This is a genomic window from Magnetospirillum sp. ME-1, assembly GCF_002105535.1.
Classification (GTDB): domain Bacteria; phylum Pseudomonadota; class Alphaproteobacteria; order Rhodospirillales; family Magnetospirillaceae; genus Phaeospirillum.
Window position 1 is genome coordinate 3,708,921 of record NZ_CP015848.1, and the last position, 14,592, is coordinate 3,723,512.

A 14,592-nucleotide genomic window follows, 5' to 3' on the forward strand; every position below is an offset into this window, starting at 1 on the left:
AGGAGAGGCTTTGATGGTCAAGACGTTGGATGCTGCCCGCCTGGGCGTCGCGGCGGGCGAGGCTGGCGACGACCTGCGCGTCGCCCTGACGAACACCCGCGAGTTCGGCATGGTGATCTCGGCCGGCTTGGGCGCACGTGAAGCCGCCCTGGCCGAGGGCGCCTTCCGCAAAGACGGCGCCGCCGTGCATGCCTCGGTGGAACTCGCCGACGGCACCGGCTTCCTGGCCCGCTTCAAGCGCACCTTCGCCTATCGCCGTCTTGCCGCCCGGGGCGTTGCTCCCGACGCCGCGCTGGAAAAGTGCTTCGCCGCCCTGATCGATTTTGGCCGTTCGGAGGCCGCGCGGACCACCGGCGAGGTGGTCCTCGACCTTTCCGCCTCCAAGGACGGCCTCACGGGTTCGGTTTCGACCAAGGCCTGCGAGGCGGCCCCCACCCGTCTGGCCCGTCCCATCGCCAAGATCGACAAGCTGATCCACCCGGAAAAGATCGGCATCATCGGCGTGTCGGCCAGTGGAATGAATTTCGGCCGCATCATCCTGAAGAACCTGATGGGCAGCGGCTGTCCCAAGGAACGGCTGGTCATCATCCGCCCCGAGGAGACGGAGATCGACGGCGTCAAGTGCGTGGAAAGCCTTGCCGCCCTGCCGGCCAAGCTCGACCTCCTGATCGTCGCGGTGCCGTCCGGCGCGGTCTATCCGCTGGTCGACGAGATCATCGCCACCGACAAGGTCCACGCCGTGATGCTGATCCCCGGCGGCATGGGCGAGACCGAGGTGAGCAAGGAGCCGGCCGCCGCCCTGGCGGCCCGCATCAACGCCGCCCATGGCAAGGGTGACGGCGGCCCGGTGTTCCTGGGCGCCAATTGCCTGGGCGTGGTCAGCCATCCCGGCGGCTACGATTCCTGGTTCATCCCCTTGGAACGCCTGCCCAAGCCCGCCAAGAAGGCCAAGCGCAACTCGGTGCTGCTGAGCCAATCGGGCGCCTTCATGATCACCCGGTTGAGCCGCAACCCGTGGCTGGACCCGGCCTACGCCCTGGCGCTGGGCAACCAGACCGATCTTACCCACGGCGACATGCTGACCTATTTCGCCGCCCGCGACGATATCGAGACCATCGGTGTCTATGTGGAGGGCTTCAAGGACGGCGACGGTCTCGACTTCGTGCGTGCGGTGCGCCGCGCTGTGGCGTCGGGCAAGCAGGTGGTGGTCTACAAGTCGGGCCGCACCGAAGCCGGCGCGGCCGGCGTCATGGGCCACACCGCCTCGGTGGCCGGTGATCCCGCCCTGTTCGAATCCGTGGTGCGCCAGGCCGGCGCCATGGTGGCCGAGGACGTGGACGTCTTCGACGATTTGTTCTACATCGCCGGCGCCTTCCATCATAAGACCATCGGCGGCAACCGGGTGGGCGGCATCTCGGGCGCCGGCTTCGAGGCGGTGGGCATCGCCGATTCCACCGTGACCGAGACCTTCGCGCTGCGCATGGGCGAGCTGACCCCTGCCACCGTGGCCAAGGTGCAGCAGATCCTGGTGGACAAGAAGCTGGATTCCCTGGTCACCGTCAGGAACTCCATCGACATCAACCCCGGCGCCGACGACGAATGCCATCTGGCCATCACCGAAGCCTTCGCCCAGGACCCCAATATCGACGCCGTGGTGGTGGGCATGGACCCCACCGCACCGTCGGTAATGGGGCTGGTGGAAAGCAAGTTGCGGCCCGGCTGGGACATCAATAATCCCAAGAGCAGCCTTTTCCTGTTCCCGCCCATCGTCGAGCGCAATGCGAAGCCCATCATCGCCATCGTCGATGGCGGGCCGCTCTACGATGCCATGGCCGGCGGGCTGATGGACAAGGGCGTCTGCGTGTTCCGCAACTGCTTCCGCGGCACACGCGCGCTGGCCCGCTACGTCGAGGCCCGCCTCTACGCCGCCACGTTGAAGGGGTAAGGGGCTTGCCCCATACCCGGCGGCGGGATAGATAGGGACCCGCAGGCGGAAGGGAGGGACCAGGCCATGAGCGCGGATTTCATGTATGCCCCCGAGGTGGAGCGTCTGGACCGCGCCGGCTTGGCGCGCCTGCAGCTGGAGCGCCTGAAGGCGCTGCTGGCTCACGCCTATGCCAACGTCCCCCATTACCGCGCCGCCTTCGACGCCGCCGGCGTGAAGCCCGACGATCTTCGGCATCTCGAGGATCTGGCCCGCTTTCCCTTCACGGTGAAGGCCGACCTGCGCGACAATTACCCCTTCGGCCTGTTCGCGGTGCCCAGGGAGCAGGTGCTGCGCATCCACGCCAGTTCCGGCACCACCGGGCGGCCCACCGTGGTGGGCTATACCAGGGGCGATCTCGACAATTGGGCCGATCTGATGGCCCGCACCCTGGCGTCCACGGGGGCGCGGCCCGGCGACGTGATGCACAACGCCTATGGCTACGGGTTGTTCACCGGCGGCCTGGGCTTTCATTACGGGGCCGAGCGGCTGGGCTGTTCGGTGGTGCCCATGTCGGGCGGCAATACCGAGAAGCAGATCACCCTGATCAGGGATTTCGGCGCCCGCGTGCTGACCGCGACGCCTTCTTACGCTCTCAACATCGCCGAGGTGGCCGAGGGCATGGGCATGGATCTGGCCGAATCCACCCTTCGGGTCGGCTCGTTCGGGGCCGAGCCCTGGAGCGAGACCATGCGGGCCGAACTGGACCGGCGCTTAGGCATCCGCGCCTGCGACACCTATGGCCTGTCCGAGATCATGGGGCCGGGCGTCGCCGCCGAGTGTATCCACCGGGTCGGCCTGCACGGCTGGGAGGACCATTTCCTGTTCGAGATCATCGATCCCGAAACCATGGAGCCGCTGCCCATGGGAGCCGAGGGCGAACTGGTCATCACCACGCTCACCAAGCAGGCGCTGCCCATGGTGCGCTACCGCACCCGCGACATCACGCGCCTCTCCGACGAGCCCTGCGCCTGCGGCCGCACCCATGTGCGCATCCTGCGCGTCACGGGCCGCAACGACGACATGATGATCATCCGGGGCGTCAACGTCTATCCCAGCCAGATCGAGGCGGCCCTGGTGGGCTTCCCCGGCGTGGCGCCCCATTACCTGCTGACGCTCACCCGCCAGGGTTCGCTCGACCACCTGACCGTGGAAGTGGAGGCGGCGGACGGGCGCGGCGAGGACGACCGCGCCCACCTGGCCCGCCAGGCCCGCCACCACCTGAAATCCCTGGTCGGCATCACCGCCGAGGTGATCGTGCGGCTGCCCGGCGAACTGCCGCGTTCCCAGGGCAAGGCGGTGCGGGTGCGGGATTTGAGGAAAGAGGCGCAGTAGCCTCAATACCGCCCGAACACCTGCGACCCTTCCGGGCCGAAGGTCTGGACCACGTTCTCTTCCTTAGGGCCGCCCATGCCGGGCGAGCCCATGGGCATGCCCGGCGAGGCGATGCCGCGGGTCTTGGGGCGCTCCTTCAGCAGCTTGTCCACCGCCTCGGCGGGCACGTGGCCCTCGATCAGGTAGCCGTCCACCTTGGCGGTGTGGCACGACTGCATGGGGGCGGGAATGCCGTAGGCGCGCTTGATCTGGTCGATGTCGTCCACATCGATGGACTTCACCTTATAGCCCGACTGGCGCATGTGCTCGGCCCAGCCCTCGCAGCAGCCGCAGGTGGGCGACTTCCACATGGTGACCTCGCGCTCGGCGGCCGAAGCGGGCAGGGCGGCAAGCAGGCCGAGCAGGAATGCGAAGACGGTCTTCATGGCTCGTTCCTCCTCAGTGCTTGTGGCCGGCATGGGGATCGGCCGAGGCCGGCACGCTGCCCAGCCCGTTGGCCGCCTGCATGGCGCGGATATAGGCCAGCACCTCCTTGTCCTGGCCCGGCTTGACGCCTTCGGGCTTGGGCATGTCGCCGAACCGCCACATATGTGCCTTGGCCCCCTTGTTGACGGCGTCCAGGATGACGTCGTCGCCATGGGCCGAGCCCAGGGCGTAGAAGGGATGCAGCAGCGGCGGGCCGTTGTCGCTGCCGCGCAAGGTTGTGCCGTGGCAGGTGGCGCACACCGCCTCGAACACCTTGCGGCCGGCTTGCGCCTGGACCGGCAGGTTGGCCGGCGTGATCAGCTCGGTCTGCTGGAAGCGCAGCGACAGGGGCTTGCCGTCCACGGTCAGCCCCAGCACGGCGGCCACCTTGTCGCCGGACTTGACCGGGATTTCGGCCACCAGGCCATCGCCCTTAGGCGCCAGCGGCACGTCCAGCTTCTGGCCGCCCAGCAGCAGGGTGGCCTTGCCCTCGGCCTTGACCGGCTTGTCGTTGCGGTCGCGGACCCAGACCTTGACGGCCCCGTCGCGCACGGCGAATTCGGCACGGTAGCCGCCGCTTTCGGTGATCTGGCCGCCGAAGAAGGCGGCGAGCGCGCCCTGGGCCAGGGCCGAGGGCACGGTCAGCAGGAGGGCCAGGGTGAGCAGGCGTGTCTTCATGGTCGAAATCTCCTTGGGCCGGATCATGTCCGCGCCTCGTTCACAAGTCCAGCGAGGGCGTTTCGCCCCAGCAGCAGCACCACCACCGGGGTCACCAGGGTGTCGAGTAAGGTCGACGACATCAGGCCGCCGAAGATCACCACCGCCACCGGGTGCAGGATTTCCTTGCCCGGTTCTCCCCCGGCCAGGACCAGGGGCAGCAACGCCAGGGCGGCCACCAGGGCGGTCATCAGCACCGGGGTCAGGCGTTCGAGCGAGCCGCGCACGATCATGGCGGGGCCGAATTCCTCGCCCTCGTGGCGCATCAGGTGAAGGTAGTGGGTGATCTTCATGATGCCGTTTCTGGACGCGATGCCGGCCAGGGTGACGAAGCCCACCATGCCCGCCACCGACAGCGGCAATCCGGCCAGCCACAGGGCGGCGACGCTGCCCACCAGGGCCATGGGGATGTTGGCCATGATGATCAGGGCCAAAAGCCCCGAGCGGAAATGGGCGTGCAGCAGGGCGAAGATGGCGGCCAGCGACACCAGGGCCAGCAGGCCGATCAGCTTCGCCGCGTCCTGGCGGCTTTTGAACTGGCCTTCATAGGCGATGGAATAGCCGGGCGGCAGCTTCATCTGGCCCAGGGACGCCTGGACCTCCTCCATGATGGTCCCTAAGTCGCGGCCCTGGGAGTTGGCGAACACCACCACCCGGCGGCGCAGGTTGTCGCGGTTGATCAGGTTGGGGCCCTGGGTCTCCACCACCTCGGCCACCAGGGACAGCGGCACCTTGCCCGCCGGGGTGTCCACCAGGATCTGGCGGAAATCCGAGGTCTGGGCCCGCCAGTCCTCGGCCAGGCGCAAGACCACGCTGGTGCTGCGCTCGCCGTCCCTGACCTGGGACACCACCTTGCCCTGGAGCGCCGCTTCCAGGGTCTCGGTCAACTGGCCGAGGCCCAGGCCGTATTTGCGCGCCTCGGCGCGGTCGAGGCGGATCTGCACCTGGGGGATGAGGACCAGCTTCTCGATCTGCAGGTCGGCGACGCCGTTGACCTCCTGCATGCGGCCCCTGGCCTCGGCGGCCAGGGATCGCAGCGTGTCCAGATCGTCGCCGAAGATCTTGACGGCGATCTCGGCCCGCACTCCCGACAGCAGGTGGTCGAGACGGTGCGAGATGGGCTGGCCGATATTGATGCCGATGCCGGGAATCCGGGCCAGCCGGGCGCGGATGTCGGCCAGGATCACCGCGCGCGGTCGTCCCGATTGATGCAGGTCCACGTCGATTTCCGAGGTGTGGACGCCCTCGGCGTGCTCGTCCAGCTCGGCGCGTCCCGTCCGCCGCCCGGTGGACACGGTTTCGGGCACCTCGCGGATCAGGGTTTCGGCGATGGTGCCGATGCGGTTGGATTCCGACAGCGAGGTCCCGGGCGGCAGCACCACCGAGATCATCACGGTGCCCTCGTTGAAGCTGGGCAGGAAGGTGCGGCCCAGGAAGGGCACCGAGGCGGCGGCTGCGACCATCAGGGCGATGGCCGGAATGATCACCGCCCTGGGGTTGGCGAAGGACCAGTCCAGCAGCCGCCGGTCCCAGGCCTTGAGATGCCGCACCAGGGCGGAATCCCCGTGGCCCACCGCCTTGGCCTTGGGCAGCAGCAGGGCCGACAGCGCCGGGGTGACGGTGAGCGACACCACCAGCGAGGCCAGGATCGACACCACATAGGCGACGCCCAACGGCGCGAACAGCCGTCCCTCGATCCCCGACAGGGCGAACAGGGGCAAAAAGGCCAGCACCACCACCAGGGTGGCGTAGACGATGGAGTTGCGCACTTCCGACGATGCCGCCAGCACCACGCCCAGGATGGGGCGCGGCTCGGGCAACGCCGCGTTCTCGCGCAGGCGCCGCAGGATGTTCTCCACGTCCACCACGGCGTCGTCCACCAGCTCGCCGATGGCCACCGCCAGACCGCCCAGGGTCATGGTGTTGATGGACAGGCCCAAAGCCTGGAACACCAGGGCGGCCACCACCATGGACAGCGGAATGGCGGTCAGGCTGATGAAGGTGGTGCGCATGTTCATCAGGAAGGCGAACAGCACGATGGCCACCAGCACGGCGCCGTCGCGCAGCGCCTCGGCCACGTTGGCCACGGCGCGGCCGATGAAGTCGGCCTGGCGGAACAGCACGCGGTCGGCCTCGATGTCGGGCGGCAGCGTCCGGCTGATCTCGGCCAGGGCGGCCTCGACCTTGGCGGAGAGCGCCACCGTGTCGGCGCCCGGCTGCTTGGAGACCGCCAGGATCACCCCCGGACGGGCGTCGATGGCGGCGTCGCCGCGCTTGATGCCCGCGCCGATGCGGACCTCGGCCACCTGGTCGACGGTGACGGGGGCGTTGTTGCGCCATGCCACCACGGTGTTCCGAAGGTCGTCCAACTCGGTGGTCTGGCCGATGTTGCGGATCAGGAACTCGGCCGAGCGCTGTTCCAGAAAACCGCCGGTGGTGTTGCGGGCAAAGCCGGCCAGGGCTTTTTCCACGTCGGCGTAGCCCAGCCCCAGGGCCGACATCTTCGACGGCGAGACCAGGACCTGGATCTGGCGCACCTCGCCGCCGATGGGAATCACCTGGGCGATGCCGGGGATGGAGAGCAGGCGGGGGCGAAGCACCCAGTCGGCCAGGGAGCGCAGCTCCATGGGCGAGGTGGCACCGGCCTTGGAGCGCACCCCCACCAGCATGATCTCGCCCATGATGGAGCTGACCGGCCCCATGACGGGATTGATTCCGGCGGGCAGCAGGTCGCGGGCCGAGGACAGGCGCTCGGCCACCAGCTGGCGGTTGCGGTAGATCTCGGTGCCCCAGTCGAACTCCACGAAGACGATGGCAAGGCCCACGCCGGAATTGGACCTGACCCGCACCACGCCGGGCGCGCCGTTCATGGCGGTCTCGATGTGGCGGGTGACCATGGTCTCGGTCTCCTCGGGCGCGAGGCCTGGCGCCTCGGTCATGATGGTGACCGTGGGGCGGTTCAAATCGGGGAAGATGTCGATGGGCAGCCGCGACAGCACCAGCAAGCCATAGACGGTGAGCGCCAGGGCGGCGGCCAGGACGAACAGCCGGTGACGCAGGCTGAGCGCGATGATGGAATCGAACATGGCGGCTACCTCAGCGCCTTCAGTTGCTCGACGCCTTGAATCACCACCTTCTCGCCCGCCCTGACGCCCTCGATCTCGGCCAGGGGGCCGACCACCCGCTCGATGCGGATTGGGCGGGCCTCGAACACTTCCGGCGCGGTGCGCACGAACACTACCTGGCGGCCGCCGGATTCGGCGATGGCCGAGCGCGGCACCGCCATGCGCAGCCGGGTGGCGCCCGTGGCCAGGAAGACGTCCACCGGCATGCCGATGCGCAAGGCGCTCGAATGGTCCGATGGAACCGCGAAGATGGCATGCACCCCCTGGTCCAGGGCGTCGACCCGGGGGCTCACCCCCAGCAGCGACAGGGGCACCAGCTGATCGGGCAGCAGCTTGGTGGCGGCGGTGGCGGCGCCGATGCGCGGCGCCAGGGCCAGGTCGTGCACCACCGCCTCGACCCGCACGCGGGCCGGATCGACGATCTCGACCATGGCCCGGTCCACCGCCACCACCTCGCCGGGGACCACGTGGACGTCGGTGACCACGCCGTCCACGGGGGCGCGCACCAGTTCGCGGCCCAGGGCGGTGCCCAGCAGCTGGGCGCGTTCACGCCGCAGCTGGTCGAGGCGGGTGCGGGTGTCCTCCACCAGCTTGGCGGCGACGATGCCCTGCAGCGCCGTCTGGCGGACGGCTTCCCGCTCGGTGATGGCGATCTCGCTTTCCACCCGGTAGAGCGCGGCGCGCTTGTCCGAGCGTTCCAGGCTGGACAGCGTCGGCTCCAGCACGGCGATCACCTGGCCGCGCTTGACCGGCTGGCCGGGGACGGGCAGGGGGAATTCCGGGTCGGCGACGATGCGGGCCGGCTGCGAGGGCTGCACCCTGGCATAGCCGGCGGGGTCGGGGACCACGCGGCCCACCACCCGGACGGATTCGGCGGATTCGGCGGAATCCACCTTCTGGGTGCGGATGCCCAGCAGGAACTGGGTGGGCTTGGCCATCACCAGCAGGGCGCCCGGCTGGGCGGCGGGCGCTTCGGCCTCGGCGTGCCCGTGGCCTTCATGGGCGCGGGCCGAGGGGATGAAGAGTGCCAGCAGCAGCAAGGCGGGAAGCGCCCGGCGGCGGCCCAGTCCCCAGGCCGCCACCACCAGCACCGCGCCGATGGCCGCGCCGCCCGCCCAATGTTGCCAGTGCGCTACCGGAGCCGGGGGGGCGGCGGGGGGCGGCGGGATCATGACGCCGCGCGCCAGCAGCAGGTCGTCGCGTCCTTGCGCGCTGATCACCAGGGTGAGGTCGGCCCCGGCGGCGGGTGGACTCCAGGTCAGGGCATAGGTCCCCGGCCCTTCGGCCGGCGACGCCTTGCCGCTCCACCCCTCCGTCTCGGCGTCGATGGCGGCGTCGGCCACGGGGGCGTTGCCGTCCAGATCGGCAAGATACAGCAGGGTGCGGCCGTCCGCACCGGGGACCAGCACCACCTGGAAGGAATCGCCTTCGGCGCCGATACCGGGGGTGACGGGCTGGGCCAGGACGGCAGGAGCGAACGCGGCCCAAAAGGCCAGCGCCAGGAAACGTGCAAACATGGGAGATCATCCCCGAAACGGTGAATCCGGACAGACTTCAGGCGTGCGGAATCAGAGTCTGGGGGGCTCGGCGGGCGGGCCGACCAGGGCTTGGGTTTCCAGGCGGGCGGCGGGACGGGCCCTGAGCGGGGCCGGGGCGAAGCTTTGCGCCGGCAGCGCGGTCACGCCGGGCAGGGCGGCCGAGGCGCAGCCCGATGTCAGGCACAGGCAGTCGGGACAGGCATGGCCGCCGGCATCGTGGCGGTCGCCGGGGGCGTCCTTGGCCGTTTGCTCATGACAGGGCATGTCCTGGTGGACACCGCCCTGGTGATGCATGGCCTCGCCGGCCTGGGGGCCGGCGCTCCACGCCACGAGCGCCACCGCCAGAGCCAAGGCCGGCAGGCACAGTCTCGACAGGCGGGAGAAAAGGTCGCGCATGCGGCCACTATGGCCGAAAAGGCGGGGGCGGGGCAAGGGGCAAGGGACCCCGCGCTATCCTTCGGTATAGGACCTTGGATATTTGAGGCTTTCGTTTCCATGTTACAGTCATGGGATCAACCAGGTGCGGATCCAGGCCATGCCCGACGATCAAGGACACGAGCGCAGGCGCTATCCCCGCTTCCACGGTCTGCACCTGATGGCCAATATCGGCGGCAAGCTGGTGCGGGTGGCGGAGATTTCGGCCGGCGGCATGACGCTGGAGGCCGGCTTCAAGGCGACGGCCAGCACCCTTCGCTTCACCCTTTACCCCAGCGACAACGGCAAGCTCGACATCAACCACGGTATCGGCGGCACCTGCCGGGTGGTGCGCGAGGACGCGCAATTCGTCGCGCTGCGCTTCGATCCGGCCACCTACCGCCTGGTCAAGTTCATCGCCGAATGCTCGGACGCGGGGCCGGACAAGGATTCCTTCCTGGGGGCTTAAGGCGACATGCGTTAAATGTGAGACGCGCTGTCATCCTGAACGAAGTGAAGGATCTTTCAGCCAGAGGCGGTCGGCATCTCACCTGAAAGGCCCTTCGGCTCCGCCTCAGGGTGACAACCTGTGTCAGATTTCAGCCTCGCCGCCCTAGAGTTTGTCCGACTTAGGCTGAACCCCATTCCCCTCACCGTCACCCCCGGGCTTGACCCGGGGGTCCATGGATGGCCGGGTCAAGCCCGGCCATGACGAGTGGATGGAGTGCTTCAGCCTAACCCAGACAGACTCTAGCCCTCCCTCTGCCGCCAGTTGTCGGCCAGATACAGCCCGATGGCCGCCCAGATGCAGCCGAAGGTGATCAGGTGGGCAAGGCCGGGGCTTTCGCCATAGGCCAGCACCGCCAGCAGGAAGTGCCCGGTGGGCGCCATGTACTGGAAGAAGCCCAGCGTGGTGTAGCGCAGCCGCGAGGCGGCGGCGGCGAACCACAGCAGCGGCAGCGCGGTCACCGGTCCACCGGCCACCAAGGCGGCGGCCAAAGCGGGTGTTCCGCCCAAAACGGGCGAGCCTTCCGCCATGCGCCAGGCCAGATAGGCTACCGCCAGCGGAAACAGCAGCCCGGTCTCCACCGCCAGCCCGGTCAGCGGCGTCACCGGCAGCCGCTTGCGCAACAGCCCATAGACTCCGAAGGTTCCGGCCAGGGTGAGCGCCGCCCAGGGCGGCGTGCCGGTGGCCACCGCCAACTGGACGACGCCCGCCAGGGCCAGGGCGACGGCGGCCCATTGCAGCGGGCGCAGCCGCTCCTTCAAGACGAGGACGCCCAGCGCCACGTTGACCAGCGGGTTGAGGAAATAGCCCATGCTGGCTTCCAGCACGTTGCCTTCACCCACCACCCGGATGAACACCAGCCAGTTGACGCTGATGCACAGCGTCGAGGCGGCCAGGACCAGCAGCCGGCGGCGCGAGGCGAGCAGGACGAACACCTCGTCCCAGCGCCTCGTCCAGTTCAGCATCACGCTCACCGCCAGCAGCGACCACACCACGCGATGGGCCAGCACCTCGGCGGGCGGCACCGACGCCACCAGCTTCCAGAAGGCGGGAAACAATCCCCAGGTGCCGTAGCAGGCCAGGGCGAAGAGGACGCCCCGGCGATGTTCCGCGCTCATGGCTTATACCAGAGCGCGGAAGCGGCGAGGGTCAGTCGGCGACCAGGGCCTCGTCCGGGTCCTCGGCCCAGTCGCGCTCCGGCTTGGGGGTTCGGGCAATCCATTTTTCCAGTTCCGCCACGTGTTCTTCTTCTTCTTCCGCCATCTCGGCGGCCAGGGCCCGGACTTCCGCGTCATCGCTTCCCGAGGCTTCGTCGGCATAGAAGCGGTGGCCCCGCTTCTCGTTCTCCAGGGCGAAGTCCAAGGCGTGCCAGGCGGTCATCATGTAATGGGCGGCGCCGGGCGTGCCCACTTCCGGCGGCTCGGGGGTGTTCCAGCGGTACTGCCACGATTTCAGCTTGGGCAATTCGTGCCCGTTGGAGCGGGCCGCCACCGACGCCCCGTGCAGGCGCGAGAACTTGGCCATCTGGCGGAACAGCTCGGCCACTTCCATGTTGTTGTGGACTTCCATGGTGTCGGCCAGTTCGTCGTAGCGATCCGCCGCTTCATGTTCCATGGCCAAGGCATGGGCCAGGAACAGGGCTACCTTCGTGGTCATGGGCAGTGTCCTCCTGCTTGAACCGAGGCGACGGGTGGCGGCGGCGCCTCACCGATGCCGACAGTATGCCCCATGACCGCAGCCTCGGCCATGCCCCTTCCGAAGGTGGGGGTATGACCGAAAGATCAGGTTGAAACGCCGGATCGGGCTAACGGGCCTCGCGGCCCTTGAGGTAGAAGGCTACCGCCTGGGCGCGGTTGCCGACGCCCAGCTTGTCGTAGAGGTTCTTCAGGTGGAACTTCACGGTGTTGAGCGAGATGTCCAACTGGCCCGCCATCTGCTGGTTGGTCAGTCCGCCGGCCAGGGCGGCCAGCAATTCCCGCTCGCGGGGCGTCAGGCCGGCCAGGGGGTCGCTGGCCAGGGAGGAGACGTCGATGAATGGAAACACCATGCGCCCGGCGGCCACGGCGATGATGGTGTCGAGCAGCTGTTCGGGCGGTTCGCGCTTGGAGCAGAAGCCGGCGGCGCCCAGCGTCATGGCCTGGCGCGGCACGTCGGGATTGGGGCTGCCGGTATAGACGATCAGCCGGGGGGCGTCGGTACGGGCCCGCAGGGTCTGCAGCACGCCGCGTCCGTCCAGGTAGGGCATTTCCCACCCGATGACCCCGACGTCGAAGGGGGTCTTGTCCACGGCTTCGATGAAGCGTTCGCCATCGCTGGCCACGGCAGCCACGGTAAAGCGCTCGTCGCCCGAGAAGAGCTTGATCAGACTGCTCTGGAGCAGCGGATTCTTCTCGGCGATGACGATGGTGATCGGTCGGCTCTGCTGCACGGCCATAGATCCAGATCCTTCCCCCAGGAGCCCCAATGGTAAAGCCCTCAGACCCCGCCCTCCTGAGGCCGTGATCTTACCGTTTGTGCGAAAAACCGCAAACCTTGATCGCGAGTTACCCACACTTTTCCTACACCACGGCGGGGGGAAAGGGCCATCCTGCCCGAAGTATCGCCGAACCAAAGAATAAGGCCGGCCCCCGGGGAGGCCGGCCTTACGCCTTGCGGATTGGTTGCTAGGCCTGCTCGGCCCAGGCGCGGGCGTCGAACTTGCCCATGTCGCCTTCGATGGCGGCGGGAGCGGCGACGGGCAGGGCGGCGGGACTCTCGGCCGGGACGCTGGCCTTGGCCTCGATCACCGCGGCCGGAGCGGCGGGAGCGGTGGGCTCGGCCTTCAGGGCGGCGGGCGCGGCGGTCTCGGTCTTGACCTTGGGCTGGGCCGGCACTTCGGTGCGCAGCGAGGCGGGCACAACGGTGTTGCCGGGGCGGGACACAAAGCCCTGGGTCTTATAGACGCGGCTGCCGTATTCGCGGGACGGCTGGTACCAGACGCGGACCTGGCTCCAGTCGTTGTTGGGCGAAACGTCGAGCACCGGCACCGCCTTGGTCACCTTGCCGCGGCCGGCGCTGCGGAACGGCGCCCAATTGGCGTGGTCGACCAGGACCACGCGGCTGCCGGCGGTGCCGCGCACCACCGAGACGTGGCCATGGGACATCTTGCCCTGGCGCTTGAAGACCAGGACCGAGCCGACCTTGGGGGTGTTGCCGCGGTCATAGACGCCCTGGGCGGCTTCCCACCACTTCCAGGCGTCTCCCTTGAGATTGAGGCCGGTGACTTCGCGGGCGTAGGTCACACACTGCAGGGTGGCGTTGGCTTCGAAGGGCAGGGCCAGAAACAGCGCCGCCGCGAGCAGGATGATCACTTTCCGCACCGGTCTCCCTCCCTCCGGTTATTGGTGAAGCCGATTGTGTATATGTGAAAAGCCGATGGCAACCTGATTCGACATCATATCGCCAAAACTTTGAAACAAATTGAAACAATGCATGCGGAATACATGGTTGCCGGCGGGGCTTTCGGAGCGGGCGGCGCTCGGGCTATGATCCGGGCGGACCCTGGAGGACATGCGAGTGAAGCGGATATTCGTTCCGGCCCTGCTGATTGGATTGGCCTTGGCTTCGTCGGCCGGGGCTGCGGATCGCCGGACCCTGGTCATCGCCGGCGGCGAGGTCACCGGTTATTACTTTCCCGTGGCCGGCGCGCTGTGCCGGGTGATCAACAAGGACCATCCCCTGGGATTGGGCTGCGCGGTGATGCCCAGTTCCGGCTCGGCCGCCAATCTGGCGGCGCTGAAATCCGGCGACGCCGATCTGGCGCTGGTGCAGTCGCGTGCCGCCCAGATGGCCTTCATCGGCGCCGAGGGCTTCAAGGAGGCCGGTCCCATGGCCGATCTGCGCGCCGTCATGGCGCTGCACGGCGAGGTGTCGGTGGTGGTGGCGCGGCCCGGAGCGGGGATCGAGCACCTGGGCGACCTCAAGGGCAAGCGGGTCAATCTGGGCAAGCCGGGCTCGTTCCAGCGGGCCTCGGCCGACATGGTGATCGAGGCGTCGGGCCTGTCCCAGGGCGACCTGTCGGTGCTGGTGGAACTGGACCTGGCGGAACAGGCGGCCGAGTTGTGCCAGGGCAATATCGACGCCGCCATCTTCACCGGCATCCATCCCATGCCCGAGGTTCAGGTGGCGGTGGAGGAATGCGGTGCCTCGCTGGTGCAGATCCGCTCCAAATCCATGGATTCCTTCTTCAAGAAGGTGCCGTGGGCGACCCGCTTCTCCATCAAGAGCGGCACCTATGACGGCCAGAAGGAGGAGGTGGCGGCCATCGGGCTGAAGACCCTGCTGGTCACCACCAGGCTGTCGGCCGAGGAGGTGGCGGCGGTGAACAAGACCGTTTGGGCCAATTTCGGCGCCTTCACCCGCCTGCATCCGGCGCTTCGGGGCCTGTCCAAGGCGGATGCCCGCGGCGACGGCATCCCCATCCGCCTGCATGACGGAGTCGAGAAGGCTCCGGCGGAGCGCTGAGCC

Annotated in this window: 13 protein-coding genes; 4 read left to right on the top strand and 9 right to left on the bottom strand. The window is 68.3% G+C overall.

The window, feature by feature from the left end:
• Positions 1-13: 13 nt before the first annotated feature.
• Positions 14-1,945 carry a CoA-binding protein gene (locus WV31_RS17400; protein ID WP_085374754.1) on the top strand — a complete coding sequence of 644 codons (1,932 nt, stop codon included), beginning with the start codon at positions 14-16 and terminating at the stop codon, positions 1,943-1,945.
• Positions 1,946-2,011: 66 nt separating this feature from the next.
• Positions 2,012-3,319 (top strand): phenylacetate--CoA ligase, encoded by a 1,308-nt coding sequence (locus WV31_RS17405; RefSeq protein WP_085374755.1) that lies wholly within the window; start codon positions 2,012-2,014, stop codon positions 3,317-3,319.
• A 2-nt stretch (positions 3,320-3,321) separates the two neighbouring features.
• Here WV31_RS17405 and WV31_RS17410 read toward each other — a convergent pair whose 3' ends face one another.
• The 5 genes from WV31_RS17410 to WV31_RS17430 are packed head-to-tail and all read right to left on the bottom strand — an operon-like array spanning position 3,322 to position 9,560.
• Positions 3,322-3,744: a DUF411 domain-containing protein gene (locus tag WV31_RS17410; protein WP_085374756.1), complete on the bottom strand. Its 423-nt coding sequence runs from the start codon at positions 3,742-3,744 to the stop codon at positions 3,322-3,324.
• Positions 3,745-3,757: 13 nt separating this feature from the next.
• Complete coding sequence (locus WV31_RS17415; RefSeq protein WP_085374757.1) at positions 3,758-4,489, bottom strand: c-type cytochrome; 732 nt, start codon at positions 4,487-4,489, stop codon at positions 3,758-3,760.
• Complete coding sequence (locus WV31_RS17420; RefSeq protein WP_085374758.1) at positions 4,486-7,587, bottom strand: efflux RND transporter permease subunit; 3,102 nt, start codon at positions 7,585-7,587, stop codon at positions 4,486-4,488. Before WV31_RS17420 ends, WV31_RS17415 begins: the two co-directional genes overlap by 4 nt.
• Before the next feature lie 5 nt (positions 7,588-7,592).
• Entirely contained in the window at positions 7,593-9,143 is a 1,551-nt protein-coding gene (locus WV31_RS17425) for an efflux RND transporter periplasmic adaptor subunit (protein ID WP_085374759.1), read from the bottom strand.
• 51 nt (positions 9,144-9,194) lie between these two features.
• Positions 9,195-9,560: a hypothetical protein gene (locus WV31_RS17430; protein ID WP_085374760.1), complete on the bottom strand. Its 366-nt coding sequence runs from the start codon at positions 9,558-9,560 to the stop codon at positions 9,195-9,197.
• A gap of 139 nt (positions 9,561-9,699) precedes the next feature.
• Here WV31_RS17430 and WV31_RS17435 point away from each other — a divergent pair, with 139 nt between their 5' ends.
• Positions 9,700-10,047, top strand: a complete 348-nt coding sequence (locus tag WV31_RS17435) for a PilZ domain-containing protein (protein WP_085375639.1) — start codon at positions 9,700-9,702, stop codon at positions 10,045-10,047.
• 281 nt (positions 10,048-10,328) lie between these two features.
• Here WV31_RS17435 and rarD read toward each other — a convergent pair whose 3' ends face one another.
• The 4 genes from rarD to WV31_RS17455 all read right to left on the bottom strand — a co-directional run bounded on the left by rarD (position 10,329) and on the right by WV31_RS17455 (position 13,445).
• Complete coding sequence (gene rarD, locus WV31_RS17440; RefSeq protein WP_085374761.1) at positions 10,329-11,204, bottom strand: EamA family transporter RarD; 876 nt, start codon at positions 11,202-11,204, stop codon at positions 10,329-10,331.
• Positions 11,205-11,235: 31 nt separating this feature from the next.
• Positions 11,236-11,742, bottom strand: a complete 507-nt coding sequence (locus WV31_RS17445; protein WP_085374762.1) for a ferritin-like domain-containing protein — start codon at positions 11,740-11,742, stop codon at positions 11,236-11,238.
• A gap of 148 nt (positions 11,743-11,890) precedes the next feature.
• Positions 11,891-12,520: a LuxR C-terminal-related transcriptional regulator gene (locus tag WV31_RS17450; protein ID WP_085374763.1), complete on the bottom strand. Its 630-nt coding sequence runs from the start codon at positions 12,518-12,520 to the stop codon at positions 11,891-11,893.
• Positions 12,521-12,749: 229 nt separating this feature from the next.
• Positions 12,750-13,445, bottom strand: coding sequence for a CHAP domain-containing protein (locus WV31_RS17455; RefSeq protein WP_085374764.1), 696 nt, complete (start codon positions 13,443-13,445; stop codon positions 12,750-12,752).
• A 190-nt stretch (positions 13,446-13,635) separates the two neighbouring features.
• Between WV31_RS17455 and WV31_RS17460 the strand changes: the two genes are divergently transcribed.
• Complete coding sequence (locus tag WV31_RS17460) at positions 13,636-14,589, top strand: TAXI family TRAP transporter solute-binding subunit (RefSeq protein ID WP_237051349.1); 954 nt, start codon at positions 13,636-13,638, stop codon at positions 14,587-14,589.
• The last annotated feature ends 3 nt before the right edge of the window (positions 14,590-14,592 follow it).

Coding starts and splice junctions, on each gene's coding strand:
- WV31_RS17400 (WP_085374754.1), top strand. CDS start 14: ATGGTCAAGACGTTGGATGCTGCCCGCCTGGGCGTCGCGGCGGGCGAG.
- WV31_RS17405 (WP_085374755.1), top strand. CDS start 2,012: ATGAGCGCGGATTTCATGTATGCCCCCGAGGTGGAGCGTCTGGACCGC.
- WV31_RS17410 (WP_085374756.1), bottom strand. CDS start 3,744: ATGAAGACCGTCTTCGCATTCCTGCTCGGCCTGCTTGCCGCCCTGCCC.
- WV31_RS17415 (WP_085374757.1), bottom strand. CDS start 4,489: ATGATCCGGCCCAAGGAGATTTCGACCATGAAGACACGCCTGCTCACC.
- WV31_RS17420 (WP_085374758.1), bottom strand. CDS start 7,587: ATGTTCGATTCCATCATCGCGCTCAGCCTGCGTCACCGGCTGTTCGTC.
- WV31_RS17425 (WP_085374759.1), bottom strand. CDS start 9,143: ATGTTTGCACGTTTCCTGGCGCTGGCCTTTTGGGCCGCGTTCGCTCCT.
- WV31_RS17430 (WP_085374760.1), bottom strand. CDS start 9,560: ATGCGCGACCTTTTCTCCCGCCTGTCGAGACTGTGCCTGCCGGCCTTG.
- WV31_RS17435 (WP_085375639.1), top strand. CDS start 9,700: ATGCCCGACGATCAAGGACACGAGCGCAGGCGCTATCCCCGCTTCCAC.
- rarD (WP_085374761.1), bottom strand. CDS start 11,204: ATGAGCGCGGAACATCGCCGGGGCGTCCTCTTCGCCCTGGCCTGCTAC.
- WV31_RS17445 (WP_085374762.1), bottom strand. CDS start 11,742: ATGACCACGAAGGTAGCCCTGTTCCTGGCCCATGCCTTGGCCATGGAA.
- WV31_RS17450 (WP_085374763.1), bottom strand. CDS start 12,520: ATGGCCGTGCAGCAGAGCCGACCGATCACCATCGTCATCGCCGAGAAG.
- WV31_RS17460 (WP_237051349.1), top strand. CDS start 13,636: ATGCGAGTGAAGCGGATATTCGTTCCGGCCCTGCTGATTGGATTGGCC.